Origin of the sequence: Arthrobacter sp. yr096 (genome assembly GCF_900108925.1) — a bacterium.
GTDB lineage: Bacteria > Actinomycetota > Actinomycetes > Actinomycetales > Micrococcaceae > Arthrobacter.
In genome coordinates, this window is sequence record NZ_FNYI01000001.1 from 402,576 (window position 1) to 424,172 (window position 21,597).

At 60.6% G+C, this 21,597-nt stretch carries 37 protein-coding genes; 3 read left to right on the plus strand and 34 right to left on the minus strand.

The window, feature by feature from the left end; genetic code table 11:
• From BMY91_RS01815 to BMY91_RS01970, 32 genes are all read right to left on the minus strand, one after another.
• On the minus strand, positions 1 to 495 hold the full coding sequence (locus tag BMY91_RS01815) for a nucleoside triphosphate pyrophosphohydrolase family protein (RefSeq protein WP_090817500.1): 495 nt from the start codon (positions 493 to 495) through the stop codon (positions 1 to 3).
• Positions 492 to 878 (minus strand): hypothetical protein, encoded by a 387-nt coding sequence (locus BMY91_RS01820; protein ID WP_090817503.1) that lies wholly within the window; start codon positions 876 to 878, stop codon positions 492 to 494. Before BMY91_RS01820 ends, BMY91_RS01815 begins: the two co-directional genes overlap by 4 nt.
• Positions 879 to 1,139: 261 nt before the next feature.
• A complete protein-coding gene (locus BMY91_RS01825) occupies positions 1,140 to 1,436 on the minus strand; it encodes a hypothetical protein (RefSeq protein WP_090817506.1) in 297 nt (98 codons plus the stop codon).
• The gene (locus BMY91_RS01830) at positions 1,433 to 1,843 is read right to left on the minus strand and encodes a DUF3310 domain-containing protein (RefSeq protein ID WP_090817509.1); all 411 of its coding nucleotides are present in this window, start codon (positions 1,841 to 1,843) and stop codon (positions 1,433 to 1,435) included. Before BMY91_RS01830 ends, BMY91_RS01825 begins: the two co-directional genes overlap by 4 nt.
• Complete coding sequence (locus BMY91_RS01835) at positions 1,840 to 2,031, minus strand: hypothetical protein (RefSeq protein ID WP_090817512.1); 192 nt, start codon at positions 2,029 to 2,031, stop codon at positions 1,840 to 1,842. Before BMY91_RS01835 ends, BMY91_RS01830 begins: the two co-directional genes overlap by 4 nt.
• Positions 2,028 to 2,426, minus strand: coding sequence for a hypothetical protein (locus BMY91_RS01840; protein WP_090817515.1), 399 nt, complete (start codon positions 2,424 to 2,426; stop codon positions 2,028 to 2,030). Before BMY91_RS01840 ends, BMY91_RS01835 begins: the two co-directional genes overlap by 4 nt.
• A complete protein-coding gene (locus BMY91_RS23280) occupies positions 2,413 to 3,258 on the minus strand; it encodes a hypothetical protein (protein ID WP_218143821.1) in 846 nt (281 codons plus the stop codon). Before BMY91_RS23280 ends, BMY91_RS01840 begins: the two co-directional genes overlap by 14 nt.
• 43 nt (positions 3,259 to 3,301) lie before the next feature.
• Positions 3,302 to 4,840 (minus strand): DNA cytosine methyltransferase, encoded by a 1,539-nt coding sequence (locus BMY91_RS01850; protein ID WP_218143822.1) that lies wholly within the window; start codon positions 4,838 to 4,840, stop codon positions 3,302 to 3,304.
• Positions 4,837 to 5,265 (minus strand): hypothetical protein, encoded by a 429-nt coding sequence (locus BMY91_RS01855; protein ID WP_090817522.1) that lies wholly within the window; start codon positions 5,263 to 5,265, stop codon positions 4,837 to 4,839. Before BMY91_RS01855 ends, BMY91_RS01850 begins: the two co-directional genes overlap by 4 nt.
• On the minus strand, positions 5,262 to 5,471 hold the full coding sequence (locus BMY91_RS01860; protein WP_090817525.1) for a hypothetical protein: 210 nt from the start codon (positions 5,469 to 5,471) through the stop codon (positions 5,262 to 5,264). The genes BMY91_RS01855 and BMY91_RS01860 overlap by 4 nt, the downstream gene beginning before the upstream one ends.
• Complete coding sequence (gene dnaN, locus BMY91_RS01865; RefSeq protein WP_177179824.1) at positions 5,468 to 6,547, minus strand: DNA polymerase III subunit beta; 1,080 nt, start codon at positions 6,545 to 6,547, stop codon at positions 5,468 to 5,470. The genes BMY91_RS01860 and dnaN overlap by 4 nt, the downstream gene beginning before the upstream one ends.
• An 11-nt stretch (positions 6,548 to 6,558) precedes the next feature.
• Positions 6,559 to 6,822 carry a hypothetical protein gene (locus BMY91_RS01870; protein ID WP_090817531.1) on the minus strand — a complete coding sequence of 88 codons (264 nt, stop codon included), beginning with the start codon at positions 6,820 to 6,822 and terminating at the stop codon, positions 6,559 to 6,561.
• Positions 6,819 to 9,344, minus strand: coding sequence for a DNA methyltransferase (locus BMY91_RS01875; RefSeq protein WP_090817533.1), 2,526 nt, complete (start codon positions 9,342 to 9,344; stop codon positions 6,819 to 6,821). Before BMY91_RS01875 ends, BMY91_RS01870 begins: the two co-directional genes overlap by 4 nt.
• Before the next feature lie 222 nt (positions 9,345 to 9,566).
• The gene (locus tag BMY91_RS01880) at positions 9,567 to 10,205 is read right to left on the minus strand and encodes a hypothetical protein (protein WP_090817536.1); all 639 of its coding nucleotides are present in this window, start codon (positions 10,203 to 10,205) and stop codon (positions 9,567 to 9,569) included.
• Positions 10,202 to 10,522 carry a glutaredoxin family protein gene (locus BMY91_RS01885; protein WP_177179825.1) on the minus strand — a complete coding sequence of 107 codons (321 nt, stop codon included), beginning with the start codon at positions 10,520 to 10,522 and terminating at the stop codon, positions 10,202 to 10,204. Before BMY91_RS01885 ends, BMY91_RS01880 begins: the two co-directional genes overlap by 4 nt.
• 99 nt (positions 10,523 to 10,621) lie before the next feature.
• Positions 10,622 to 11,089, minus strand: coding sequence for a hypothetical protein (locus tag BMY91_RS01890; protein WP_090817542.1), 468 nt, complete (start codon positions 11,087 to 11,089; stop codon positions 10,622 to 10,624).
• A 13-nt stretch (positions 11,090 to 11,102) separates the two neighbouring features.
• A complete protein-coding gene (locus tag BMY91_RS01895) occupies positions 11,103 to 11,513 on the minus strand; it encodes a hypothetical protein (RefSeq protein ID WP_090817545.1) in 411 nt (136 codons plus the stop codon).
• A gap of 34 nt (positions 11,514 to 11,547) precedes the next feature.
• Positions 11,548 to 11,997: a single-stranded DNA-binding protein gene (ssb, locus tag BMY91_RS01900; RefSeq protein ID WP_090817548.1), complete on the minus strand. Its 450-nt coding sequence runs from the start codon at positions 11,995 to 11,997 to the stop codon at positions 11,548 to 11,550.
• Positions 11,997 to 13,211 (minus strand): AAA family ATPase, encoded by a 1,215-nt coding sequence (locus BMY91_RS01905; protein ID WP_177179826.1) that lies wholly within the window; start codon positions 13,209 to 13,211, stop codon positions 11,997 to 11,999. Before BMY91_RS01905 ends, ssb begins: the two co-directional genes overlap by 1 nt.
• Positions 13,208 to 13,804: a hypothetical protein gene (locus tag BMY91_RS01910; RefSeq protein WP_090817553.1), complete on the minus strand. Its 597-nt coding sequence runs from the start codon at positions 13,802 to 13,804 to the stop codon at positions 13,208 to 13,210. The genes BMY91_RS01905 and BMY91_RS01910 overlap by 4 nt, the downstream gene beginning before the upstream one ends.
• Positions 13,805 to 14,635, minus strand: a complete 831-nt coding sequence (locus BMY91_RS01915) for a PD-(D/E)XK nuclease-like domain-containing protein (RefSeq protein ID WP_177179827.1) — start codon at positions 14,633 to 14,635, stop codon at positions 13,805 to 13,807. It abuts the gene before it with no gap.
• A 171-nt stretch (positions 14,636 to 14,806) separates the two neighbouring features.
• Positions 14,807 to 15,094 (minus strand): hypothetical protein, encoded by a 288-nt coding sequence (locus tag BMY91_RS01920; RefSeq protein ID WP_090817558.1) that lies wholly within the window; start codon positions 15,092 to 15,094, stop codon positions 14,807 to 14,809.
• The gene (locus BMY91_RS01925; protein WP_090817561.1) at positions 15,091 to 15,483 is read right to left on the minus strand and encodes a hypothetical protein; all 393 of its coding nucleotides are present in this window, start codon (positions 15,481 to 15,483) and stop codon (positions 15,091 to 15,093) included. The genes BMY91_RS01920 and BMY91_RS01925 overlap by 4 nt, the downstream gene beginning before the upstream one ends.
• A gap of 113 nt (positions 15,484 to 15,596) precedes the next feature.
• Positions 15,597 to 15,869: a hypothetical protein gene (locus BMY91_RS01930; RefSeq protein ID WP_090817564.1), complete on the minus strand. Its 273-nt coding sequence runs from the start codon at positions 15,867 to 15,869 to the stop codon at positions 15,597 to 15,599.
• The gene (locus BMY91_RS01935; protein WP_090817566.1) at positions 15,866 to 16,054 is read right to left on the minus strand and encodes a hypothetical protein; all 189 of its coding nucleotides are present in this window, start codon (positions 16,052 to 16,054) and stop codon (positions 15,866 to 15,868) included. Before BMY91_RS01935 ends, BMY91_RS01930 begins: the two co-directional genes overlap by 4 nt.
• Positions 16,051 to 16,395 (minus strand): hypothetical protein, encoded by a 345-nt coding sequence (locus tag BMY91_RS01940; protein WP_090817568.1) that lies wholly within the window; start codon positions 16,393 to 16,395, stop codon positions 16,051 to 16,053. The genes BMY91_RS01935 and BMY91_RS01940 overlap by 4 nt, the downstream gene beginning before the upstream one ends.
• On the minus strand, positions 16,395 to 16,586 hold the full coding sequence (locus tag BMY91_RS01945; RefSeq protein ID WP_090817571.1) for a hypothetical protein: 192 nt from the start codon (positions 16,584 to 16,586) through the stop codon (positions 16,395 to 16,397). Before BMY91_RS01945 ends, BMY91_RS01940 begins: the two co-directional genes overlap by 1 nt.
• On the minus strand, positions 16,583 to 16,855 hold the full coding sequence (locus BMY91_RS01950; RefSeq protein ID WP_090817573.1) for a hypothetical protein: 273 nt from the start codon (positions 16,853 to 16,855) through the stop codon (positions 16,583 to 16,585). The genes BMY91_RS01945 and BMY91_RS01950 overlap by 4 nt, the downstream gene beginning before the upstream one ends.
• A complete protein-coding gene (locus BMY91_RS01955; protein WP_090817575.1) occupies positions 16,852 to 17,043 on the minus strand; it encodes a hypothetical protein in 192 nt (63 codons plus the stop codon). Before BMY91_RS01955 ends, BMY91_RS01950 begins: the two co-directional genes overlap by 4 nt.
• On the minus strand, positions 17,040 to 17,303 hold the full coding sequence (locus BMY91_RS01960; RefSeq protein ID WP_090817578.1) for a hypothetical protein: 264 nt from the start codon (positions 17,301 to 17,303) through the stop codon (positions 17,040 to 17,042). Before BMY91_RS01960 ends, BMY91_RS01955 begins: the two co-directional genes overlap by 4 nt.
• A 132-nt stretch (positions 17,304 to 17,435) precedes the next feature.
• Complete coding sequence (locus tag BMY91_RS01965; RefSeq protein ID WP_090817581.1) at positions 17,436 to 17,621, minus strand: MerR family transcriptional regulator; 186 nt, start codon at positions 17,619 to 17,621, stop codon at positions 17,436 to 17,438.
• Complete coding sequence (locus BMY91_RS01970; RefSeq protein ID WP_090817584.1) at positions 17,618 to 17,869, minus strand: hypothetical protein; 252 nt, start codon at positions 17,867 to 17,869, stop codon at positions 17,618 to 17,620. The genes BMY91_RS01965 and BMY91_RS01970 overlap by 4 nt, the downstream gene beginning before the upstream one ends.
• Before the next feature lie 150 nt (positions 17,870 to 18,019).
• Between BMY91_RS01970 and BMY91_RS01975 the strand changes: the two genes are divergently transcribed.
• Both BMY91_RS01975 and BMY91_RS01980 read left to right on the plus strand, forming a co-directional pair.
• On the plus strand, positions 18,020 to 18,283 hold the full coding sequence (locus BMY91_RS01975; RefSeq protein ID WP_090817587.1) for a helix-turn-helix domain-containing protein: 264 nt from the start codon (positions 18,020 to 18,022) through the stop codon (positions 18,281 to 18,283).
• 462 nt (positions 18,284 to 18,745) lie between these two features.
• Positions 18,746 to 19,033, plus strand: a complete 288-nt coding sequence (locus BMY91_RS01980) for a helix-turn-helix domain-containing protein (protein ID WP_143054034.1) — start codon at positions 18,746 to 18,748, stop codon at positions 19,031 to 19,033.
• Positions 19,034 to 19,086: 53 nt separating this feature from the next.
• Here BMY91_RS01980 and BMY91_RS01985 read toward each other — a convergent pair whose 3' ends face one another.
• The gene (locus BMY91_RS01985) at positions 19,087 to 20,397 is read right to left on the minus strand and encodes a tyrosine-type recombinase/integrase (RefSeq protein WP_143054035.1); all 1,311 of its coding nucleotides are present in this window, start codon (positions 20,395 to 20,397) and stop codon (positions 19,087 to 19,089) included.
• On the minus strand, positions 20,366 to 20,563 hold the full coding sequence (locus BMY91_RS01990) for a hypothetical protein (protein WP_090817596.1): 198 nt from the start codon (positions 20,561 to 20,563) through the stop codon (positions 20,366 to 20,368). The genes BMY91_RS01985 and BMY91_RS01990 overlap by 32 nt, the downstream gene beginning before the upstream one ends.
• Before the next feature lie 278 nt (positions 20,564 to 20,841).
• Between BMY91_RS01990 and BMY91_RS01995 the strand changes: the two genes are divergently transcribed.
• The gene (locus tag BMY91_RS01995) at positions 20,842 to 21,498 is read left to right on the plus strand and encodes an NAD(P)-dependent oxidoreductase (protein ID WP_090817599.1); all 657 of its coding nucleotides are present in this window, start codon (positions 20,842 to 20,844) and stop codon (positions 21,496 to 21,498) included.
• The last annotated feature ends 99 nt before the right edge of the window (positions 21,499 to 21,597 follow it).

Sequence of the window (21,597 nt, forward strand, 5' to 3'; positions counted from 1 at the left end):
TCAGAACTTCTTCCCGTGTTTGTGGGGGCGGGACGTGTTGAAGATGATCTTTTCGACGATGATCGCCGCGCCGTCGATCTTGTTGCGGTGGAAGTAGTCGAAGCCGCGAATGATGCCATCGGCGATTTCGGACGGGACGCCTTCGGGTTTGCGAGGCTTGCCTGCATTGTCGGCCTCGATCAGTTCACGGGCCCGCTCGACGCCGACCTCTGCGACGAGCGAACCGGGAAGCTGCAGTTCGGGGTAGTAGGTTTCGTCGGCGGCGCGGCCGTGACGGATTTCGTCGTGCGCTTCGACGGCTTCGGACACGATGAGCATCTGCAGGTTGGCTTGGTAGCAGCGTTCGGCGTTGATGAAGGCGACGTCGCCGCGTTCGCCGGGTACGAAGTCGGCGCGGTCCGGGCGGTCGCCGTGAAAGCCTTTCGCTTCATTGTTTTCGCCGATGGTGTTCTGAAGTTCGCGCAGGGCTTCGATGGTGCTGGCTGAGATGGTCATGGTGTCTCCTGAGTGGTTTCGTAGTGATCGCGGTTGCCGTTGATGAGTGCGACGAGTTCGCCGACGGTGAGGGTTACCCATTGGTCTTGTGCTTGGCCTTTGCCGTGGCGTTTATGGACGACGGCTGCGGCGAGGGCGTCGTCGTTGCCTCGTTCGGTTTCGGCTTCGGTGGCCCATGGGCCGAGCGCGAGCTTCATGGTGTTTTTGCATTCGAGGACGATGCGTTGGCCGAGGTGTCGGACGCCGCCGATGTCGCCGCGGTCTTTGGCGCCGTTCTTGGTCCGCCGTTCGATCCGGTCATCAATGTGCCTGGCGAGGTAGTTGGCGATGAGGGTTTCGAACGAGGATCCGGCCTTCTTGGCTGATGCCCGATTACGTGTCACGTGGTTCCTCCCATGAAGCCGTGATGTTCAGCGACCGACGCCCGGGCCCGTCCTTCGTATCCGTGATCGTTACGTCAGCATCTGCTGGAATGGATTTGAACAATTCGGGAAGTACGTTCGCGATCGGCCCGCGCATGAAGTGCATGGACGGCTCGGGACGGCTCGGCTTTGGCCTGGCTGGCTTGCCAAGGGAATTTTGAAGCGGGTTCTCGCACCACGACTTATGCAAGCCGCCAAGCGCTCCGCAGGTCTGGCAAACGCTCATCGTCCGCCCCATTTCCGCCGGTCACGCAGCAGGGTCGGATCGTGGGGGAGGTTGGGCGGTGGGGCGAACACTGCGTGGACGGTTTCGGCCATACTGGCCGCTGCGGTGGCGATGTTGGACATTGCCTCAACGAACGGTTCCAACGCTGCACCGATGACCTTGAACCCGTGCTCTTGGGAACGTTGGTGTCGTTGCATGGCTTCGATGGCCCGGAACTGGTCCGGGCGAGTAAGCCGGACGTTGCAAAGGTCGCAGGTGTACACCCAACGGGCCTTGCCTTCTTTGCGAATCATTCGGCTGTCTCCAATCGCTGAATCTTCCGGTCAAGGTAGAACCGGGCTTTCTTGTGGTCCTGCACGGTGGCGCCCTTCTTACCTGCCCGGGCGATGTATTTGAGGACGTTGAACAGGTAGGCGTCCTTATCGAATCCCCATGCCTCAGCGACCTTGATGACCTCGTACGGGTCGTCTGCTCCGCCGTAGTGGGCCGGATGGTTCACTGGGTCTTCGGCCGTCGGCGGGAGTTCAGCCAGGATCAGCTCATCGGCGTTGAAATACAGGGGGTGGTCCGCGATGCTCTCCACCACGAACGGCGGAAGGTGACGGTGCTCCGTGTTCAATGCGGTGACGATGCCGACAGCATCGAATACTGAGCACCTGCGGTTGATGACGCGAACAGGGTCGCCGATCGCGAATTTCATCGGGCTACCGCCAACTGGAACAGCCAAACAGTGAGAGTGGCCGCGACAGGGGCGACGATGAGGTGCACGATCATGGCCAGGTTGTTCGCCCAAACGATGCGGCCCGCGGCTACGCGGATGATGTTCACGGTGTAGAGCAGCGCGATCGATGCGGTGACGAGGGACAATGCGAGCAGTAGGTAGTTCATTTCTCTCCTTGAATGACTGAAGCCGCCCCGTGTGGGACGGCTTCTGTGGTTTCGTTTTCGCTGCGTTGGGCGGGGTCCTTGCCGAAGTTGGCGAGTGCTTCTCGGAACCAAGCGGGCATCTTGGTTCTCGGCTGTGGTGTCGGCGGGTCGAGCGCCCGCCGGCGGTTTGCTTCGACGGCCCGGGCTTCCCGTGCTTTGCGAAGGTTGGCGGTGATGTGTGCTGGCATCAGGTATTCCGACGACGTCTGGCGGTGGATCGTGAGGGCGGCCATGGCGACGTCGTAATCAACATGGCCGATGACCTCGTGCCAGGCTTCGATGGTTTCGCGGTCGATCTTGCGGTTATCGATTAGAGCGGCTTTCGCGAGGATCTTCGCGACTTCAGATCTTTCCATTACGTTCCTCTTCTGCGAGCTGCGCGGCGAGTTCAAGTCCAGTCATTGCGCGTTCGGTCCCGGTGGCTTGGCGGGTGCGAATAGCGCTTCCCCCGCCGTTTGCTTCCTTCTGGGCTTCAAAGATGAAGCCTGGAAGCGCGCCCGGCCCCATGGCCTTGGCGTACCAAAGTTCAATGCCTCGGCGAATGTGCTTCTCGGCTATTCCGTCTTGGATTGCCACGGTCACGTGGGCTGTGAGGTCCTGCCGGGTTTTGGATGGCAGGGTTTCGGGGATGTGGTCGTTGAAGGCATTGACGATGTTCGCTCCGGAATGGATGGCGGCTCGTTGCGAAAGTTGAACTTCGCGCTCTGAAACGTAGTTACGTAACGGAACCACAGCACTCTGTTCCTCTGTTCCCCTGTTCCTCTGTTCCCCTGTTCCGGGCGCGACACTATCGGGAGGCCTCGCGACACTCTCGCGAATTTCAGACTGTTTGTAGTCCATAGTCCCGTCAGGACGCGGTTTTCGGCCCTTCCCCGGCTTATCGATGCGCTGGATGGACTCCCACCATGAGATGTACAGCAACTTGTCTCCGGCGGCCTCGTATCGGTGCACCAAACCAGCGTGGAATAGCTCGGTGATAGCTTCGGACACCCTCGCGATAGTCTCGCGAGGGTTCGCGAACATATCGCGAGGGAAGACATCTGTGACGATCAGTTCGATGTCATCGACTCCCACGCCGTTGTCATCGACGTAGGATTCCAAGCCCTTCAGTACCAGGCGTGCATCCCATGAGACGTTCGCGATCCTCCGTGATTTCCAGAACTCTGGCTTGGTGCTGCGGATCCGCAATTGAGTTCTCCTTACTGGCTTCTTGGTTGGTTCGCGTTATTTGTCATGCTGCGACGCCGAGGGATTCGGCGGCGATCATGCCGAGGTCGCGGGCGTTGGGCGGGCAGACGGCGTTTCCGGCCTGCTTGACCATTTCCCGCTTGGTTCCGGTCATCTGGTATTCCTTCGGGAATGCCATGCCCCATGTAACTTCGTGCGGTTCGAGCATCCGGAAGGTGCAGTCCTCGACGGCCGGCGGATTCACTCCCATAAGGGCGTGATGGTTACCGTTGGCCGCGAACGTGTCGAGCGGGTCGTAGACGTCCTTCGGTGCGTTCTGGCCACGGAGAGTGATCATGGCGTAACGATCCACGGTCGTCAGCGTGCCGATCGGTTTATCCATGGCCTGCGGCTTGCTGGAACCGTAGTAGGGCATCAGCAGGGCCGTCTCGTTGCGAGTCGTCTGCGTCCGCATCGGCTGCCCGATGTGCTGAGCTTCCTTCCCTAGCCGACCTTCGACCGGGATCAGCAGACCACGCGTATAGCTCGTGGTCTGCGTCCGGAACGGATCATCCGTGTGACTGATGATCGGGGCGCCACGAACGGCGTCGATCACAAGGCCCTTGGACGCAGATCCGTGCAGAGTCCGGAACGGTTCTTCGGTGGGCCAGATGCGGAAGTAGTCGCCGCCGCGCCCGGCGCTGGCCGAGTCGTAGGTGTTGCCCGCCGCTTCGAGGTGCAGTGGGCCGCGGCCGTACTTATCGAGTCCGGCACGGATCCTGGCCATTGTCTTGTCAGCCAACGGCTTTTCCCGGTCGCCGATACGGACGCCTTCGATGGACCAGTCGATAGCCTCGGAGGCAGGCAGCCACCCGGGTTCGACGATCCGGTTTCGGCAGGAGACCTTTGGGCAGCGGTAGTTGTACTGGGCCCGGTAGCGTCCCCAGCGCTCGTTGGGCTTCTTGAAGACCTGCATGGCCCGGACTGTCTCATCGCAGGACGGGCAGTAAGCGAGCGGACGCAGCTTGTCGAAGTCCGGCCGGGCGTTGCCCTGCTTCCAGAACATGACGTACATGCGGTCGCGGGACTGCGGCGCCGGGAGGCCGCCGAGCTGGGCGTGCATGCTGTTCATGTAGACGATGTGGTGGTCGTAGCCGAGCGACTTCATAGCCAGCAGCCAGGCATCGAACATGAGCCACTTGGCTGCATCGACTACGTTCTCAGTGATGATGATTTTGTAGTCGTGGATTTCCGCGAACCGGGGCACGTCCCACATGGTGGCGCGGGACTTGATGGCGGCTTCGTCGGGCAGCTTCTCGCCGAACAGAGCTGTCTGCCGGGTGACGCGCTTCTTGCCTTTCGCGACGCTGTGGTTGGTGCACTCCGGTGAAGCCCACAGCATGTCCGTGGTCGAAATGAATTCCGGGTCTACCTGTTGGATGTCCGCGCACACGTGATCGACGTCGGGGTGGTTGGTGTTGTGCGTCTCGATGGCACGGGCCCAGTGATTCATGGCCGTCTTGACCTGAATGCCCGGGACATTAGAAAGGCCGGTGGATGACCCGCCGGCCCCGCAAAACATGTCTGTAACTGTGATCGTCATGGTGTCTCTTCCTGAGCAAGCCCGTGCTTGACGGTGTTGATGATGTCCGCGGGATCGAGCCCGCGTTCGGCGGCCCATTCCCAAATGAGCTCGCCTTGTTCGCCGCTCTCGTGGAGATCGTTGAATTCGCGGGCTATCTGGTCTGCGAGGCCCGGCGCTAGGCCCTGAATCTTTCGCAACAGGTCCGAGATCGCAGCGGAGGCGATGTACGCCTGCAGGTACATGGACATCTTGTATTTGGCGGCCATAGCAGCGTCCGACTTGTCGCCGACTGGGAACTCCATGGATGCGCTGAGGGCACCACTGAACCGCTCTTGGTGACTGAGCGCATCAGTGAGTTCGCGAGCGATGATCAGGTCGCAGGTGAGTACCGGTTCTGGCCACCGGCCAGGCAGCATCTCCTGACCTTCCATTGATTCGGTCATGGCGTCCTCCTGAAGTCGTCGCTGAGCAATTTGCAGGGCTCGTGTGGGCAGTTGGCCCAGAGCGTCAGTCCGTGGGCTGTGTCGTGCCAGTCGGATAGCTTCTGGCGGCCGTCTTCGATGACGTCGACGTCGATGTAGTCTCCGTTTTCGCCGCCATGCAGGCACCACTGGCAGTAGCAGACGCCGTCTTCGTAGACCGCGCTCATGGGAGGCGCACCGGCATGATGAGGTGGGACAGTTCATCGCTTCCGGTGATCAGGACAGGCTTGCCGCGGTTCTCTTGGAAGCCGAGTGTGATGTTCTCCGACGGCGTCACAGACAGTGACCATCCGAGGTATCCGGGGTTCACGGCCACGACGACGTCCGTGCCGTTGACTTCGCACGGGATGGTCTCCTGACCTTGTGCGGCCTCGCCCGTTCCTGCGTCTACGGTCATCTCAGAACCGGATGCCGTGATGCGGAGCGGGGTGTTGCGCTCGGCGACGAGCCCCACCCGGGATACGACGTCGGCGAGCTCGGCGCGGTCGACAACGATCTCTGTCTCCGTCGATTTCGGGAAGAGCGTACGGATCTTCGGGAAGTCCTGGTCCAACACGGTCGTGGTGGTAGCCCGGTTCCCTGATCGGATACCGACGTTGTTCCCGTCGATGAGGATCTGCGTTTCGCCTGCAAGCCCTTTGGCCGCGTCGCGGAGCCAGGTCGCCCGGACGAGCGCTTCGAATCCGTCACCTGCGGGCGTCCACGGAACGATGACTTCGGCCAAACGGTAACGGTCGGTGGCCAGCAGGATGAGTTCGTTGCCGTCGCTGATGACCTTCACGCCCATGAGTGCGGGCACTGCGGCGTCGGTAGAAGCAGCGTCGATGATCTGCGCCACGGCCGCGGCGAACACGTCGCCGTCCACGGTTCCAGCGGGCTGGGGGAGCGGTGGCATGGGCGGGAAGTCCGCGACGCTCATGGAGCCGATCGTGAATACCGCGGATCCTGCGGTGAGCTTGGCGGCCGATCCTTCTATTTCAACGGTGACTGCCTTCTTGCCAAACTTCTTGACGATGTCGGTGAACATCTTTCCGGGCAGGAGCGCATTTCCGTCGACTTCGACGTCAGCTGCGGCCTGCGTGCGGGCGGACTTGTCGTAGTCGAATCCGCTGATGCGGAGCGCGCCGGCGGCGGCCTCGATCAAGAGCCCGGACAGTACAGGGTTTGCGGGGCGCGGGCTGATGCCCTTTGCCGCGAATGCTGCGGCATCTGCGAGGGCGTTGGCTGGGATGCTGAATTTCACTTTTTCTCCTGTTAGTGGTTGGTGCATGAGCTGACCCATGCTTCGAGGGCGACTTTGAGCTCCCCGGCGGCGTCCAAGACGCTTATCTCAGTGGCCGCGATGACTCGCAGCGTGGCCGTGTTGTCGCCGCCGTCGCGGGTGGTGATGGTGTGTTGTGCTTCGGCACGCCGTAACCGGATGTTCCACGCGTCATGAATGGCGCGAGCTTCGTCCAGGCGAGCCTTCAGCAACTCGGATCTCGTGGCTGGTACCCGGTGGGCGCGCGTGGTGGTCATGACGCTTGCGGGACCTCTTCGAGGTCGAACAGTGTGGGCATTTCGCGTTGGCGTTCTTCGGCTTCGAGGTACTTCACTGAGTCGAGGAAGTATCCGGGGTTGAGTTCGCTTGAGCGTCCTTGGCGGCCGAGCTTCAGGGCCCGGAGCGGGACGGTTCCGAGTCCGCCGAAGGGGTCGAATACGAGGTCGCCGGGGTTGCTGTACCGGTCGATGAGTCGGTCAACGATGTCGAACTGCAAAGGGCAAACATGCATTTGGACGTTCCGGCGCTTCTGCTCGCCGTTCAGGGTAAGCATGCGGTTGATGTCGTGCCACACGTCCGGCGCCCAAGACCCGGGCATGAGGGACATGAAGGTTGCCGGAAGTGCGCCCTTGCCTTGCAGTGCCTCGCCGATCTGCACATGCGATTCGTAGTCGTAGACCTCGCGAAGTGTTTGCTCGGTGAAGAGCCGGGAACGCTGCTCGACAGGCAGGGCAGCGAGCTCATCCGCGGTGAGATGCCGTTCGCCGCTTGACCGCCAGTTGGCATGCGCGTCGACCTGCCAGCGGGCCAACGAGTAATCCTCGACTTCCTTAGTTACCCGGTCGTCCGCGTACCCCTTCGACCGGTCGGTCTGCGGCTTGTGGAAGAGCAAGATGTACTCCGGCGAGCCGACGCCCATCTTCGTTCCGTCCTTGCGCATCTCCGTGTAGCCGAGACGGTAAGTCTGGTTGTTCTCCCGGACGACGTCGGTAACGACGGTGATCATGCCCATGTAGTCGAAGCCGTGCTTCGTGCCATGGAAAAGAGCTTCAGCATGGAACGGTGACACGGTGGGGATTCCGGCGCCGGTGACGTTGCCGAAGTTGATGCGGTCCTTCACATGGCAGGCGTAAATGCGGCCAGGCTTGAGGACCCGGAGCAGCTGCGGGGTGAGGAAGTCCATTTGCTCCCAGAAGTGAGCGTTGTCGTCGGTGTGGCCGAAGTCGTTGTAGGACGGCGTGTACTCGTAGTGGTTGCTGAACGGGATCGACGTGACGATGAGGTCAACGCTGTTCTCGTCCATGTGGTTGGTGGTTTCATCAACGCAGTCGTTATTGGCAAGGGTCCAGCCTTCGCCTCTCGCTTCCATGCGTTCGATGCCCATGGAGCGGGTGAGCGCTTCGGTGATCGAATTTCGGGACAGCCCGTATTTCTTGATGATCTCGGTCATGGTGTTGGTGAGCTCCTTGTGCTGCGCCCATTTGTCTTTGAGGGACTGGACGACTTCCGTTTCGGACTCGGCGTGGACCATGTGGATGGTGCAGGGGTGTTCCTGCCCGAATCGTTGGATGCGGTGCCACGCTTGGAAGGTGTCGTTGAATTTGAAGGTGACGCCGGCGAATACTGCTGTGTGTGCTTGCTGGAAGTTCAGGCCTTGCCCCAGCTGTACGGGCTTGCCAATGAGCGCCCAGGTTTCCTTGTCCCGCCACGCGTCGATGCGGTCTTCAGCGGTGTCCGGGTCCAAGGACCCGTGCACTGAGCTGTAGGTGATGCCTTCGGCGGCCAATGCCCGTTCGATCGCCGTTTGCTCGTCGTTCAGGTCACACCAGAGGATGATCTGCGAGCCGTCCGCCTCGCGGTGCTCACGGACGATGGTCATGAGCTTGTCGATGCGGGTGGGGAGGCTGTCACGCTTTTCCTTCGCTGCGCCCTGCAGGTCTTTCACGCCGCCGCGGAACAGACGTGCTTGCCCGTCTCGATCGACCGCGGCCGTGGAGTGGTCCACTCCCACTGAGTGCCATTCGACGGTTAGCGGCGGCAGGTTGTAGCCCTCGTCGCTGTAGCCGAGGTCAGAGGGCTTTTGCAGGAAGATCGACCACGAGTTCAGCCACATGAAGAACTCTTCGCGCTTGTGCTCGTAGATGGTCAGGTTGTTGGCCTGCGTGGAGTCCCGTTGGAAGAACCGGGTGAGTGCCTGGCCGGTATCCATGACGCCAAGGAATCCGGCGTAGTGGATCAGTTCCTTGTACCTGTTCGGACTCGGCGTGGCCGTGGCAACGAAGCGGTACTTGACCTTCTCGAAAAGCCTCAGGAACGTTTGGTAGGTCTTCGAGCCGAACGAGCGGAGCACGCCAGCCTCATCGAGTGAGACGGCCGTGAAGATGTTCGGGTCGAGCTTTCCGTCGCGGACCGTCTCGTAGTTGGTGATGTAGAGCCCGCCGCCGTGGAAGGTCATGTCCTTCACGGATCGGATGAACTTGATTTCGACGTCGAGCTTGCCGCCGTCGCGGACGAACTCGCCACGAACGCCAAGAGGCGCGATGATCAGGCCAGAGCCTCCCGCTTGGGCGAGCGTCAGCCGGAGCGTTTCGATCTGCATCATGGACTTGCCCAAGCCGAACGCGGCGAAGATCGCCCGCCGACCGCCCTCGACTGCCCAGCGAACGATGTCACGTTGGTGCTCTTTGAGAAGCGGGTTGACGGCCCCCGCCGTTACTGGCTGGCCGTAGTTCTTCTCGAAATCGGCCTTGGCGCGCAGGAAGTCGTTGTATTCGGTCATCGTCCCTCCTTCGGGTATGAAAAAGGCCCCTTTTGCGGGGCCTTGGGTTTGGGGCGCGTTTCGCGCATTACGTTGTTGACGGCTTGGTTGCCAGTGGGGTCACGGTGGGTGGACATCGCCCGATCGTTTGCGTCCTGCCGACGTCGGGCATCCGTGTGGTGCTCGCAGGATCCTCGAGTTAGGCAGATGCCGAGCGAGGACTTGCAAAGGAAGCAGCACGGATCATCCAGTAGCTTCGACATCGGCGGCCGCCTTAGCTGCGTTGTAGTGCTGGATGCCGGACAGGATCGCGTGGCAGCACCAGAGGTAGTGGAATGTCAGCTTGTCGAAGCTGTGCTCGTAGGCTTCGGAATAGCGGAAGCCGTTCGACTCGAAATCATCCATCAGTCGGAAGCAGTCAAGCCCTGTCGAGCGGTCAACCCATCGGCCGAGGATCTCTTCCCGAATTTCGCCCCAGATGGCCGAGACTTTCTTCGGTTCGTAATCGAGTCTTCGTTCCCAGAAGTCTTGGATGATGTGGTCTTTGAAGAGATTTTCGCTGTGCTCCCGTAGCCCGCCCTGCTTGTCGATCGCTTGGAGCTTCTGTGCCCAGTAGTCGGCGTTCACATATCCACTGTTGAACCACGGGAACATGTCGTGTTCGCGGGAGAAGACGTAGGTTCCCATGTCGCCGCGGATGGTCAGCAGCCACGGCGAGGTGATGATGTCGAAGTAGTACATGCCCGTGCCTGGCTTCTTGAAGCGCAAGTGCCGGTAGACGTCCTGATCGAGCAGGATCGTCATTTCGTGGTCTTCGATGTCGCTGTTGAAACGCTGCAGGACCTCGGGGTGGTAGTCGTTGCGGACTGCCAGCGGCTTCATGCTGCCTCCGCCCGGTGCGTGATGTGTTCCCGGATCTTGGTGGGTTGCAGGCCGTGCCAGGTGATGTCACCTTCGAGTGCGGAGACGACAACGACAGGCATCTGCCGGATGCCGAGGGTTTCCGTGACGTATTTGAATGCTGTTTCGTCTTCCTCGACGTTGACCTCGGTGTAGTGGATGCTGTTTTCTTCCAGCTTTTCCTTGGTCTTGGTACATCCGAAGCAGTCGTTCTTGCTGTACACGACGACGGCAACGCCGTCGCGGGCTTGAATTTCTTTGGTCAGGTCGTGAACGGGCTGGGTGTTTTCGGCGGTCAATGTGGTCCTTTCGCGGGTGCGGCGCCCGGCCGTTAATGGCCAGGCGCCGCGGGCATGAAAAAAGCCGCTCATTGGCGGCTTGGCGGTGCGGGGTGTGGGCTACTTGGAGAAGCGCGGAACGTCGATCGGCAGAGGCTGATCGGAGACGATGTAATCGAGGCTCGTCTCGACCATGACGCCGTCCGTGGTGAAGAAGAAGATGCCAGGATCGCCGGGACCGTAGGTGCCGTCATCCTTGGCGGAGTCGAGAATGAATCCCTCTCCGTAGTGTTTGATGACTTCGGTTTCGGGTCCGACCTGGGATGCGCTGGAACTGATCTTTCCCTTGGCCGTGTAGAAGCCGATGATGTTGGCGTAGCTCAGGACGTAGACGTACCGGATCGCGTTGGGGTCTTCTTCCTTATCCCGTTTCTTTTCGAGGTTCTGTTTCTCGAGTGAGTTCGTGATTTGCGAAGTGCCCTGAGCCTCCTTGCGCTTCTCGTACTCCGAATTGTTGCTGCAAGCAGCGGTTCCCAGAACAAGGGCGGCAGCGGTCAGGACGGCGGCGATTTTCTGCATGGTCTTCATCTGTTTGGTTCCTTTACTTGGTGGCGGTGCAGCCGGTGGTGGTCAGTTCGTAGGGCAGGTCCGGGCTCTTCCAGTCCTTGGAGAGGACCTTGCGGGACTCTGCGTTGTAGGCGTTCACGGAAGCGATGCACTCGCTTTGCACTCCGGCGAGCATCTGCGACGCGGTTTTGTCAGTGGGGTCGGCCGCGACTCGCGCTGCGTGCATGGCGACCAGTTCCTTGTTGGTTTCCACGGCGGCGTTCAGCTGCTCGAACTTCCGTTGCTTCTCGGTCCAGTTCTCGGCGCTGTTGTTGATCTTGACGGCGTCGCCTTGGCCCTTGGGTCCGGAGAGCGCCACACTGAGCGCCCATCCTCCCCACGAGATAAGTGCGATACCGATGAGGATGGCGAGTACGATCGCGATGACTTTGAACGCGTCTTTCATGTTGCTCCTTTGGTGATGGTGTGCGCGGCCCTGATTAGCTCCAGGTGCCGTGGTTGCCCTGCGGTTCGGTGCCCCATCCGCCGGGATCAGCGGCGGGCTGGTGAGTGGCGGGGACGTCGTTGGCGGGCGCTTGGTGCCAGCGGAGGTCCTTGCCGATGGCTTCGATTCGGATCTGGTCACCGCGGCGGTTCTTGCCGTCCTCGCCCTGCCAGACCTGCGTCTCGATCTCCCCATGAAGGACGACGTTGTCGCCTTTCTTGAGGGTGTTGGCGACATTGTCCGCGAGCAGCATCTGCCCTTGGTTCCATGCCCGGCATTCCCAAAATTTGCCGGGCTTGTTTTCCCACTCGTTCTTCTGCTTGTTGAACTTGCGAGGGTTCGTGACGACAGTCAACCGGGTGACTGCCGATCCGTCGTCGTTGAACTTCTGCTGCGGCTCGTCGTGAACCTTGCCGATGATGGTGATCAGGGTTTCGCCTGCCATTACTCCTTGACCTCACCGTCTTCGATGATGATCCCGCGGCCTTCTCCGTCGCCGACCATTTCGATCCAGACTTGGAAGTCGTGCTCGCGGGCAATGGATTCGACCAGTGCCAGGTTGTCCGAGTCGAGAAGCGAGCCGTCGGCGATGCGGATCACTCGGAGCTTAGGGTTGAGGGCGATCGCCATGGCAAGGGAGACGCGCAGCTGCTCGGCGCTGGATGCCTGCTTGAATGGGACACCGTTGTAGGTCACGCCGGACTCATCGAATCCGAGTCCTTCAATCGGGAACTTCGCAGCCGCCAGGCCTTCAGCCTTCTGCTTGTCGATGGCATCAAGCTGCTCAGTCAGCTGCGCGGCTTCAATCTGGAGATCATTGACGTTGTCACTTGCCTGCTGCCAGCGCTCGAACGTTCGGACATCGGTGTTGATCTGTTCCGCACTGTCGAGCTTGAGTCGGATTGCATCGACATCACGAGCTGGCCGGGCGTCTTCAACTTGGCGCTCGGCTTCTCGCAACATGCCCTTCGCCCGCTGCAGTTCTCGCTCGGCCCTCTCGACGGCGTCCGCCCATCCGTCGCGGGCTGTCACCGCAACCTTGAGGTTGTGGTTGGCAGTACGCGCTTCATCAAGTTCGCGCAGGAGGTCGGTCACGCTGACAGGTTCGAGGTCTGCCATCTCTTTCGTGACGGAGATAGCGTCAAGGGCAGCCTTGGCGTTCTTCAGGTCGCGGTTGACGGCTGTGCGGTCGTGGAAGATGTCGGCCCGTTCACCGTCCAGCTGAAGAGGGTCGAACGGCAGGTCTACAAGGGCGAGCAGTGTCTTGACCTGCGCCTTGTCGTCCAGCTGCGTAAACGCCAGCGGGTCGAGGGAAAGCTTGCCCAGCAGGTCATCAAGCTTCGCCTGCCCCTTTGGATAAACGGCGCCGTCGCGAGACTTGACGGTAAGCGTCGAGCCGCCGGGTGTGAACCTGCGGATCACGATCAGGTCCTCAGTTTCGAGGATGATCTCTGCGCGATCTTCACCGTCACGGATCGGCTTTGGAGTGGTCTTGGCATTTACCCCGCCAAGGGCCGCGGTTATGGAGTCCAGGATGGAGGACTTGCCCTGGCCATTGTTGCCGCCGATGACGACGAGGTTTCCGTTCTGATCGGGTTCGATCCGGACGGCTTTGAGACGCTTGTAGTTAGTGGACTGCAGGCTGACGATACGGCTCATTCTGTGGGCTCCTGGGTGTTGTCTTCTCGTACGGCGGCGAGGACCCTTTGCGCGTCCTCGGGGGTGATCTTGTTGGGGTGGTCCCATGCGGCGCCGATAACTTGGCCGGCGGTGGCAAGCAGCGCCTTGCCGTCGCCCTCGTATCCAGCAGCGATCAGCGCGTTAGTGATCGCTTGCCACTGGGCCCGCCACGGCTCCGTCTGGGGCTCGGCCAGGACGGTCACGCTGTGCTGCTTGACCTTCTTTTGGCTGATGCGAACCGGGATGGTGAAGTCCGCGGCGAGGTGCGACATGGCGACGACTTCGACGCCGCCCACTGGTTCGCCCGCGTAGATCACTTCCGGGTTGTTGACGAGCTTCACGGACCGTCCGATCCATGCATCTGATTCGGTGCCCCATCCGTGGGCGATGACGCGGAGCATGCCTTTGGATGGTTTCCATGGGCGGCCGTTCATCCCGACGAGGTCAACAACGACGGGTTTTGCTGTGTCTCCCTTGCGGACGTTTTCGATGGTGGCGACGATGGGGGAGCCGGTCAGGTCGGATGCGTTGAGGCAGTCCGATTTGGCTACTAGAGCCTTCGAGATGTCCATTTACTTGATCACGATCTCCTTTTCGATGTTGAGGCCGAGGATGTCTTCGGCTTGGTAGATCGCCCAGATTGGGAGCGTGATTGGCTCCACTGTCGGATACCCGGGGTATTCGCCGGTTTCGAGGCAGCGGCGGTAGATGTCCTTGGCTCGGGCGTTCATCATCCGGCCGAGCTCCATTGCGTAGTCGTCGTACTCCACGATGGACACGAGGTGCGGAGCCGTCTTCTCTACGTTGACGAACCAGAACGGGAGCCTCTCGCCTGTCATCGCCAGGACACCGTCTTGGTAATGGGCAGCTGACTGGTAGTAGCCAAGCTTGAAGCCGGACTTTGGGAACTCTCGCGGGTCTGCGTTCACGGTGGTTTTCAGGTCGACCAGCCGGTCTTTCAGCCAAGCGTCCGGCCGGCACTTCAGCATGAGCCCGTCATCTTCCCAGAAGACGGACTCTTCGGCGCGGTGACCCGTGAACGCTGTCTTGGCTACCGGGTGTTCCATGACGCTGTCTCGCATGGCGCGGACGAGGTCCCATTCGGCTTGCTTGAGTGGAATCTTGCCCGCGTTCACGGCTTCGGCGGCTGGGACAGTCCACTTGGCGCCGCGCTTGTCGGGTACGTCGATGACCTCTACTCCGGATTCGTCGCCTTCGAGGATGAGGCTGTGGGTCACGGTGCCGAGGTCGTAAATGTCCTTGTGGACTGGGTTGGCTTTCTCGTACTGCCAATGCGCGGGGGTCCGGCTGGCAAGCGTCTTCAGCGACGTCGAGCCGAGTGCGGGGTCAGCGTGGTATTCCTCGCTGGTGAGGTCGGCATAGATGCCGGGGGAGTACGTCATTCTTCTCCTTGGTTCGGGCATGAAAAAGGCCCCTGTGTGGGGCCGTGAATTTTGCAGTCTGGGTTGGTGGGTCGTGGTGTGCGCGGGTCGTAGCGGCTGGGCGGGCATGCACAGCTTGGGTAGCGGTTGGTTTGTCGCTGCCAGAAGTCCGCGCCCATACCCGGCAACAGGTCAGGCATCTTGGTAGGTGATGGTGATGTGGTCGCCGTTGTGCGCGTCGAACCGGATTGTCATGCCTTCACGTACGTAGCGTTGCTTGTTTTCCTTGAGCCGGGTGATGCGGTCGGTGATGGCTTCCTCAGCGGTGACGTAGTGGTCTGCGAACTCGCTTGTTGATTCCGTGGTGATGACTGCCCGGTGTCGTGGTTTGTCATGGCGTGGCGGCGGTGGTGGTCCTTGCCTGGCGACACCGATAGTCCATTCCGCGGGAAGGTCATTTTGATTCGGCTCCCCGCTCATTTGCCCTCGATCCGGTCAGCGACTTGGGTTAGGAACCCGCCGACGTAGCCGCGGTCGATTGGTTCGCGCAGTCCAGTGGCGAACATACGGGCAGCGACACGGATGCCGGTTGCCCGGTGGTGGTCGCGGCTCTTCAGCATCTCTTTCTGGATTTCTTCGCGGACGGCTTCGCGGATGCTGAGTGATTCGCCGTCGAACAGGTGGCCAGCGAGTGCCGTCCGGAGTCCTTCGATTTCGTCCAGGAGCTTGTGAACAACGGCTGGCGTGACGGCGCGTTCGTAGGAGTTCGCTTCGCCGTCTTCGCCGTAATAGGGGTCGCCGTCGCGGAGGACTGATTCGGTATCGGCCCGCTGTCGTAGCTCGGCGATTTCCTCGTTCGTGATGGTCATTTGTCTCTGTCCTTGTCAGTGGTCGCGAGGATTGTTGCAAGTTCAACTTGCAAGGGATTGCGGGCTTTCGCGGCGAGGATTGGCGGCAGCATGGTGGCCGCTTTCGTCCGCGGTCATGCTTCGTCGTAATGCGGGTGGGTGGCGAACCGTTCAATGACGGCGTTGCGGCATGCCTCTTCGACGGCGTCCACGCTCGGCTCTTTGGAGTAGAACTTCACGATGGAGTGCCATACCTCGGCAGCGAGCTCATGCTCGGTAAGCCGCTTGGCCCGAATATCGACTGCAAAGCGCGGGATCGGACGGCCGCCGACGACATACTCGGTGCAATCGCAGGATTCGCCGCACGAAGTCGGCCAATAGATGGTCAGTTCGAGTGGCTTGGTCATCGGCTCGTTTCCTTGCTGGGTTGTTGGTCGCCGCTGACGGGAAATTCGCAGGCGGTAGGCATCGTCGAGAGGGTCCGGTACCAGATGGCCGGAAGGGTGAGGTCGGCGGCCGCCCAACCACCCTCTGGCATGTCCGCCGAAGGACGCTGGTTCAGGTGCGGGGCACGGCGCGGATTCCGGATCATGACTCGCCCTTCCGGTGTCCGCATTCCACGCATTCGTTGACGTCAAGGCCTAGCTCAGCGTCATTCTCACGCGGGTATCGGTGAGCCCATTTCGTGTGCTCGCATGGCGCATATGTCAGCGAGTAGAAATCGTCGCGCCGATGCTCTTCGAAGAACTGCGGAAGGATGCCAGCGTCTGAGAGTGACTTGTTGGACCAGTCGCGCCAGTGGTGGCGGTCCCAGTCATCCAAGCCCTCAACAGTCTCGCCGTATGTAGCCGTGGCGCATGGAGATTCGTAGTAGTCCTTGACCTGCTCGCGGCTCTTTCCGCATTGCAGGCACTCATCTGTTGCAACTGCCATCACCGTTCTCCTTTGCGCCAGGCGTCGGCGTCGTCTTCGTACCGGGTCTGGGATTCTTCTTCGATCGCGTCATAATCGATCGGTTCGGCAGGCTGCAGGCGAGCGTCATGCTGACGGGCCCGGCCGAATTCAATCGAGCCAAGGACGCACACGAGCGCCACGGCCACCACAAAGAATCCGTTGATGATCATTTCCGCTTCCCTTCTGTGCAGCGGCGCCATGTCTTTAGGGAGCCGTTCTTACGCGAGCGGGCTGTGGAGGTAGCTGAGGTGACTGACTCGATGAGCCCTTGGTTGCGAGCCTGCGCAAACGCCATGCCGGGCCAGTTCTGATGTGCCGGCGGCCGCATCTCCTTGCGGAGGTCGTCGGCCGTGAACTCGTTCTTGTCGCGGGCCAACTGATCGATAGTCGCAACGGCGTCCTCAATCCAGTAGTTATCCTCGAGTGCTGCAGCTTTCATGTAGCGGGCTCCCATGCTTGAAGGTCGGCGGCGTCGCGCTGTTGCTGCGCGAGGCGCATGGCCTCTGCCAATTCCTTGTCGGTGAACGCGAATCGGTTCTTCCGTTGACGCGCTCCGCCGTGACCGTGCTCGACTGGGCGGGACTTAGTGCCCTGCCGGATTGCCCGCCAAACGACGTTGTCGTTCATGCAGCCAACCTCCGTGCTGCTGCCGCATGGTTCCGTTCGCGCATGACGTTCTTCACGGCTTCCTCGCCCGTCGGGTCCGAGTGTTGAAGGACGCGGGCGATGAGCTCGTCATCCGTCAGCGTCAAGGCGTTGCACGCTTCGAAGCTGCGGTTGATTTTCTTCGCCGCCCGCCTGACGACCGTGCGATCGAGCGGGAGCTTGTGAGTGGCAGCGTAGGAACGGATCTTGTTTTCCCAGCCAGCCAAGGTGTTTTCGGGCATGGCAATTAGCCCTTTCTCCGAGGGACGAACCCATGGGTGAGGTCAAAGATGGTGATGCAGGAGGGGTGCCCAGACAAAGGGGCTAAGGGTGCCGGATTCGGCGGGCCGGATGTGGCCGGGTGGTGCTACTTGCTATTTGCTGGGTGCTTCGGTGGGAAGGTTTTCAAGCCATTCGTCCAGCTCATCTATGAGGATGACGGGCTTGCTGTTTGCGTACCTGGCGGTCAGCTCGTTATTGCGGACTGCTCGGCGGATCGTATCGATGCTGTATCCGGTGGCCACGGCGGCCTCTTCGAAGTTGTAGGCTCGCTTGCTCACTGGGCATCATCCTCGACAAGTTGACGAGAGCTGATGTTGAGCGCAAAAGCGATAGCTCCGACCTCAGCGACGGTCAGGGGCCGGTGGCCTTTGATGCCACCTTTGATGCTGCGGTGAAGTGTTTTGTACGGTATGCCTGTTTCGTCAGACAGCGCCAAGATGCTTACTCGGCTGCCCATGGCATTCTCGATGCGCTGGGCGATTTTTGAGTCTGAGGCGACTGTTGCGCCGGGGGGTGGGGTAGTCATGCGTCAACCATAAGTAGTCGTTTGACTAATTGCAAGTACCGGATGCAAGTATCCAAGTAGTGGTTGAGGATTCAACTGAGTACAGCGATTGGCGAACAGAATTAGCCGATCGTGTTGCACGCATGCTCGCGATGCGTTTAAATTGGTCACATGACAACATATGGCGATCGGTTTGAAGCGGCGATGGTGACCCAGATCAAGGTAGAGCTCGTAGAGCGCGGCTGGGAACAGAAGGACCTCGCCGACAAGGTCGGCATCAATCGCGTCACCATGAGCCACTACATGACTGGCAAGCGAAGCATCCCGATGCCGACCTTCTTGAAGATCGCCGAAGCCCTGGAGGTCACACCAGGGTCATTGATGGACCAAGCTGATGCTCGCGTTCAAGCTCGGCCCACATCTGAGACGGCGTAAGGCTGCACGAGCTCGCCATTTCTCCGAAGTCCCGAAGCGTCATCCATGCGACGCCGGCACGCGCTCCTGCCTCTAAGGCGTAGGGGCGCGTTTCTTTTTTGGAGCCATCTGCGGCGTCCTTGGGGGGCTCCCCCCAAGCGGCGCATGTGGCGGTAGCAGACGTGTAACTCGTCACTGCTGCCAACCGATCAGATCCCATATATCCATCCCCGCATTCGAAAGTATGTTCGATTACTCATGAGCTTACGACGAGCGACCGACAAGATGGCAAACCCGCCTCTGCATGACGAGATTAAGCCCAGACGCGTTAAAGAGTAGCGTTATGCGCGCTGAGGTTTAAATTTGGAATCTCAACACGCATAATGCATGCTGTGAGTGCATAATGGAGTTTCCAGTCACGATTTGAGAGTGTCAGCATGCCTGTTTGGTGATTCTGGCTCTAGAACGGATAGCATCATGAGCGTGCCAGCTTCGAAACGTCCGGAATCTGGGCCGCTGGCTCGCGCCTTTGCGGCCGAGCTTCGCGCTGCCCTGGCCCGGCAGAGAATTACGGCGAAAGACCTTGCCAGGTTGGTGGACCTAACGCCCGCTTACGTGAACAAGAGACTGCGTGATGAAGCGCCCTTCACTCTGAATGACGTCGAGGTGATAATCCGGGCGCTGGGCGGAGCTTGGGACCACGTGGCATACACGGCGATAGATGAGCTGAGAGTTGTTCCCGCAGCCGAAGAGGATGAAGACGACGCATAGCAGGCGAAAAAAGGCGCCCCTACCAAATCGGTGGGGGCGCCTTCGTTTTGCCGTTATGCGGTCAGCTGCGGGGTCAGGAGCTTCGACAGTGACTCCATGCCTTCGCGTAGCCTTGCCGCGTCCGTGCGGGTCCGGTAGGAGCGCGTCATCTGCCTTGTGGAGTGGCCGACGATCGCCTGAATGATGTCTTCGGGCACTCCGGCCGCGTAGAGCAGGTCCACGGTCGTGTGCCTGGCGCCGTGAAGGACGACGTCCTCCGGTAGGTCAGCGTCGCGCATGAGTTGCTTCCACGCCTTCGTCACACGGTCAGGGTCCCACGGGCGGCCTTCCTCGCGGAAGATCAGACCTTCCTCCGGAGCGTCCTGCAAGTGAAGCTCAAGGATTGACTTGAGCGGCTCCACGAGTGGGATAACGCGCCAACCGGAGGATGACTTCGGGCGGGTCAGGTAGAGCGTTCCCTTGATCTGCCGGAACTCGAAGTCGTCAGGGACTTTCGTTATGTCAGTGATCCGCTGCAGCTGCCATGAAAGGTCAAGCACGTCCGTGACTCGATCACGTTCCAGTCCGATGATTTCGCCTCGCCTAGATCCTGTGAGTAGGTAGGTTGCCCAGAGTGCTCGGTCGTTGTTTCCGGTGAGGTGCGCTAGAAGTTGAATGGACTGCTCTAGTGAGAGTGCGGACTGTTCTAGGACGCGCTTCTTCGGCCGGGAAACCATGTCGCAGGGGTTGACGTGAATCTTGCCCTCCTGCAATGCGGTTCCAAGCATGACCGAGAGCGCATTGTGAGCAAGTAGCGTGTAGGTGCTCGATAGCATGGTGACCTCGTGGGCGCCGTCGTGAAGTTGGTGCTGCCCCGTTGAGTCAGTGAATACGCATGCCGACTCGGGCCAGTCATCCGGGTTCATGCCGCGCAGCTTCGGACTCTTCGGCGTCGCGGCCATGACCTCGTGCAGGCGCCGGACATCCTGGGCGTTTATCTTTGCAAGCATCTTCTTGCCGAGCAGCGGGACGATGTATCCCGTGATGACTGTCCGGTACCCTTCGAGGGTTTTCGGCTTGACCTCTTTCGGCGCGATGCGGTCCATCCAATAGTCGGCCCACTTTGCCAGCGTGACGCCGGACGTCGGCAGGTCGCCGTGCTTGGCGAGCTCGCGCTGCAACTTCCGCATCTCGATCAGGACGTCGTTCTTGTTCTTCCGTGCCACGACTTTCCGCCGGCGCTTCCCATCTAGCCCGGCGGGGAGTTCGACCGAGGTAACCCACATGCCGTCCGAGGCTCGCTTGTAAACGGATCCTTCGCCCTTGCCCCGGGTGCTCTTGCGCGTGGCCTCTCTAGCCACGACGCTTCCGTTCTTCGCGGTCAAGTTCCCTCATCACGGAGTTCCTCTCATCGAGCGTTCGGGAGAACTCCGCTCGCGAGATGTCCCGGCCTTCAAGCTGATATCGGATCGGCGCCTGAGTCGGCAGATCATCCTGCGCCGCTTCGTATGCTTCCTTTTTGGCGTCGAAGTCAGCGCCGCGTTCGCTCATTTGGTACTCCCTAAAGTCGATATGGAAGTGGCCCGTTCGGACCCCTGGAACTCACTATAGCCATTTCTGTAGCCATTGCCAGCGTTTGCTAGCTTATGCTGGCTCGAAAACTTCCGCTAGATTCTGCGGTTTTTGGCCGCTTTGCCATCAATTCTACCCTCAAGCGCACGACTCATAATCGTGAGGTCGGGAGATCGAGCCTCCCCACCGCTACAGAGCAAGACCCCGCAGATATTGCCTGCGGGGTCTTTTTTCGTTCGGTGGGACAGAATGGGTCCATGAGCCGAATTGCAATCATTGGCGGCCACGGGAAAGTGGCCCTGCATCTGTCCCGCATTCTTAGTGGCGAAGGTCACGACGTCACCTCTTTCATTCGAAATCCCGAACATGTGGCAGATGTCACGGACACCGGAGCCTCTGCTGAGGTGCTGGACGCAGAAAACTCGACGACGGCGGAACTCGCGCAGGCACTCAAAGGACATGACGCCGTGGTGTGGTCAGCCGGTGCCGGCGGTGGCAACCCGGACAGGACCTATGCCGTGGACCGTGATGCCGCCATCCGTTCCATGGATGCCGCCGCCGAAGCCGGAGTCCCGCGGTACGTGATGGTGTCCTACCTCGGGGCGGACAAGGACCACGGTGTCCCTGAAGACAATCCGTTCTTTGCTTACGCAGAAGCCAAAGCCGCTGCTGACCACTACCTCCGCAGCACCGGACTCGACTGGACCGTCCTGGGCCCGGGAGCACTCACGGATGAGCCGGCCACCGGCCTGATCCAGACGGACCCCGCCAACCCCGGTGATGGTACCCACACCTCCAGGGCAAACGTGGCGTTGGTGACCGCAGCGGTCCTCGAACTGCCGGGGACCATCCGGCGGACCATCGCTTTCAAGGACGGAACCGAGGACGTGGTGGACGCCCTGACGGGGGACTAACGCCGAAGCGGGCTGGCTCTGGCGCCCGGCTCCAGGTGGTCCGGCCGCCGGGAGCCTGGCCGCCTGTACTCCGGGATATGTTGGTAGGGAACTTTTTCG

Bases quoted from the DNA above. Each gene is read 5' to 3' on its own strand.
- BMY91_RS01970 (WP_090817584.1), bottom strand. From the start codon at position 17,869: ATGACTACCCCACCCCCCGGCGCAACAGTCGCCTCAGACTCAAAAATC.
- BMY91_RS01905 (WP_177179826.1), bottom strand. From the start codon at position 13,211: ATGAGCCGTATCGTCAGCCTGCAGTCCACTAACTACAAGCGTCTCAAA.
- BMY91_RS01860 (WP_090817525.1), bottom strand. From the start codon at position 5,471: ATGAGCGCGGTCTACGAAGACGGCGTCTGCTACTGCCAGTGGTGCCTG.
- BMY91_RS01935 (WP_090817566.1), bottom strand. From the start codon at position 16,054: ATGATCCGGAATCCGCGCCGTGCCCCGCACCTGAACCAGCGTCCTTCG.
- BMY91_RS01940 (WP_090817568.1), bottom strand. From the start codon at position 16,395: ATGGCAGTTGCAACAGATGAGTGCCTGCAATGCGGAAAGAGCCGCGAG.
- BMY91_RS01830 (WP_090817509.1), bottom strand. From the start codon at position 1,843: ATGAAATTCGCGATCGGCGACCCTGTTCGCGTCATCAACCGCAGGTGC.
- BMY91_RS01890 (WP_090817542.1), bottom strand. From the start codon at position 11,089: ATGAAGACCATGCAGAAAATCGCCGCCGTCCTGACCGCTGCCGCCCTT.
- BMY91_RS01915 (WP_177179827.1), bottom strand. From the start codon at position 14,635: ATGACGTACTCCCCCGGCATCTATGCCGACCTCACCAGCGAGGAATAC.
- BMY91_RS01855 (WP_090817522.1), bottom strand. From the start codon at position 5,265: ATGACCGAATCAATGGAAGGTCAGGAGATGCTGCCTGGCCGGTGGCCA.
- BMY91_RS01835 (WP_090817512.1), bottom strand. From the start codon at position 2,031: ATGAACTACCTACTGCTCGCATTGTCCCTCGTCACCGCATCGATCGCG.
- BMY91_RS01910 (WP_090817553.1), bottom strand. From the start codon at position 13,804: ATGGACATCTCGAAGGCTCTAGTAGCCAAATCGGACTGCCTCAACGCA.
- BMY91_RS01945 (WP_090817571.1), bottom strand. From the start codon at position 16,586: ATGATCATCAACGGATTCTTTGTGGTGGCCGTGGCGCTCGTGTGCGTC.
- BMY91_RS01920 (WP_090817558.1), bottom strand. From the start codon at position 15,094: ATGAGCGGGGAGCCGAATCAAAATGACCTTCCCGCGGAATGGACTATC.
- BMY91_RS01995 (WP_090817599.1), top strand. From the start codon at position 20,842: ATGAGCCGAATTGCAATCATTGGCGGCCACGGGAAAGTGGCCCTGCAT.
- BMY91_RS01825 (WP_090817506.1), bottom strand. From the start codon at position 1,436: ATGATTCGCAAAGAAGGCAAGGCCCGTTGGGTGTACACCTGCGACCTT.
- BMY91_RS01990 (WP_090817596.1), bottom strand. From the start codon at position 20,563: ATGAGCGAACGCGGCGCTGACTTCGACGCCAAAAAGGAAGCATACGAA.
- BMY91_RS01975 (WP_090817587.1), top strand. From the start codon at position 18,020: ATGACAACATATGGCGATCGGTTTGAAGCGGCGATGGTGACCCAGATC.
- BMY91_RS01815 (WP_090817500.1), bottom strand. From the start codon at position 495: ATGACCATCTCAGCCAGCACCATCGAAGCCCTGCGCGAACTTCAGAAC.
- BMY91_RS01880 (WP_090817536.1), bottom strand. From the start codon at position 10,205: ATGAAGCCGCTGGCAGTCCGCAACGACTACCACCCCGAGGTCCTGCAG.
- BMY91_RS01925 (WP_090817561.1), bottom strand. From the start codon at position 15,483: ATGACCATCACGAACGAGGAAATCGCCGAGCTACGACAGCGGGCCGAT.
- BMY91_RS01850 (WP_218143822.1), bottom strand. From the start codon at position 4,840: ATGACGATCACAGTTACAGACATGTTTTGCGGGGCCGGCGGGTCATCC.
- BMY91_RS01895 (WP_090817545.1), bottom strand. From the start codon at position 11,513: ATGAAAGACGCGTTCAAAGTCATCGCGATCGTACTCGCCATCCTCATC.
- ssb (WP_090817548.1), bottom strand. From the start codon at position 11,997: ATGGCAGGCGAAACCCTGATCACCATCATCGGCAAGGTTCACGACGAG.
- BMY91_RS01870 (WP_090817531.1), bottom strand. From the start codon at position 6,822: ATGACCACCACGCGCGCCCACCGGGTACCAGCCACGAGATCCGAGTTG.
- BMY91_RS01875 (WP_090817533.1), bottom strand. From the start codon at position 9,344: ATGACCGAATACAACGACTTCCTGCGCGCCAAGGCCGATTTCGAGAAG.
- BMY91_RS01950 (WP_090817573.1), bottom strand. From the start codon at position 16,855: ATGAAAGCTGCAGCACTCGAGGATAACTACTGGATTGAGGACGCCGTT.
- BMY91_RS01955 (WP_090817575.1), bottom strand. From the start codon at position 17,043: ATGAACGACAACGTCGTTTGGCGGGCAATCCGGCAGGGCACTAAGTCC.
- BMY91_RS01930 (WP_090817564.1), bottom strand. From the start codon at position 15,869: ATGACCAAGCCACTCGAACTGACCATCTATTGGCCGACTTCGTGCGGC.
- BMY91_RS01840 (WP_090817515.1), bottom strand. From the start codon at position 2,426: ATGGAAAGATCTGAAGTCGCGAAGATCCTCGCGAAAGCCGCTCTAATC.
- BMY91_RS01960 (WP_090817578.1), bottom strand. From the start codon at position 17,303: ATGCCCGAAAACACCTTGGCTGGCTGGGAAAACAAGATCCGTTCCTAC.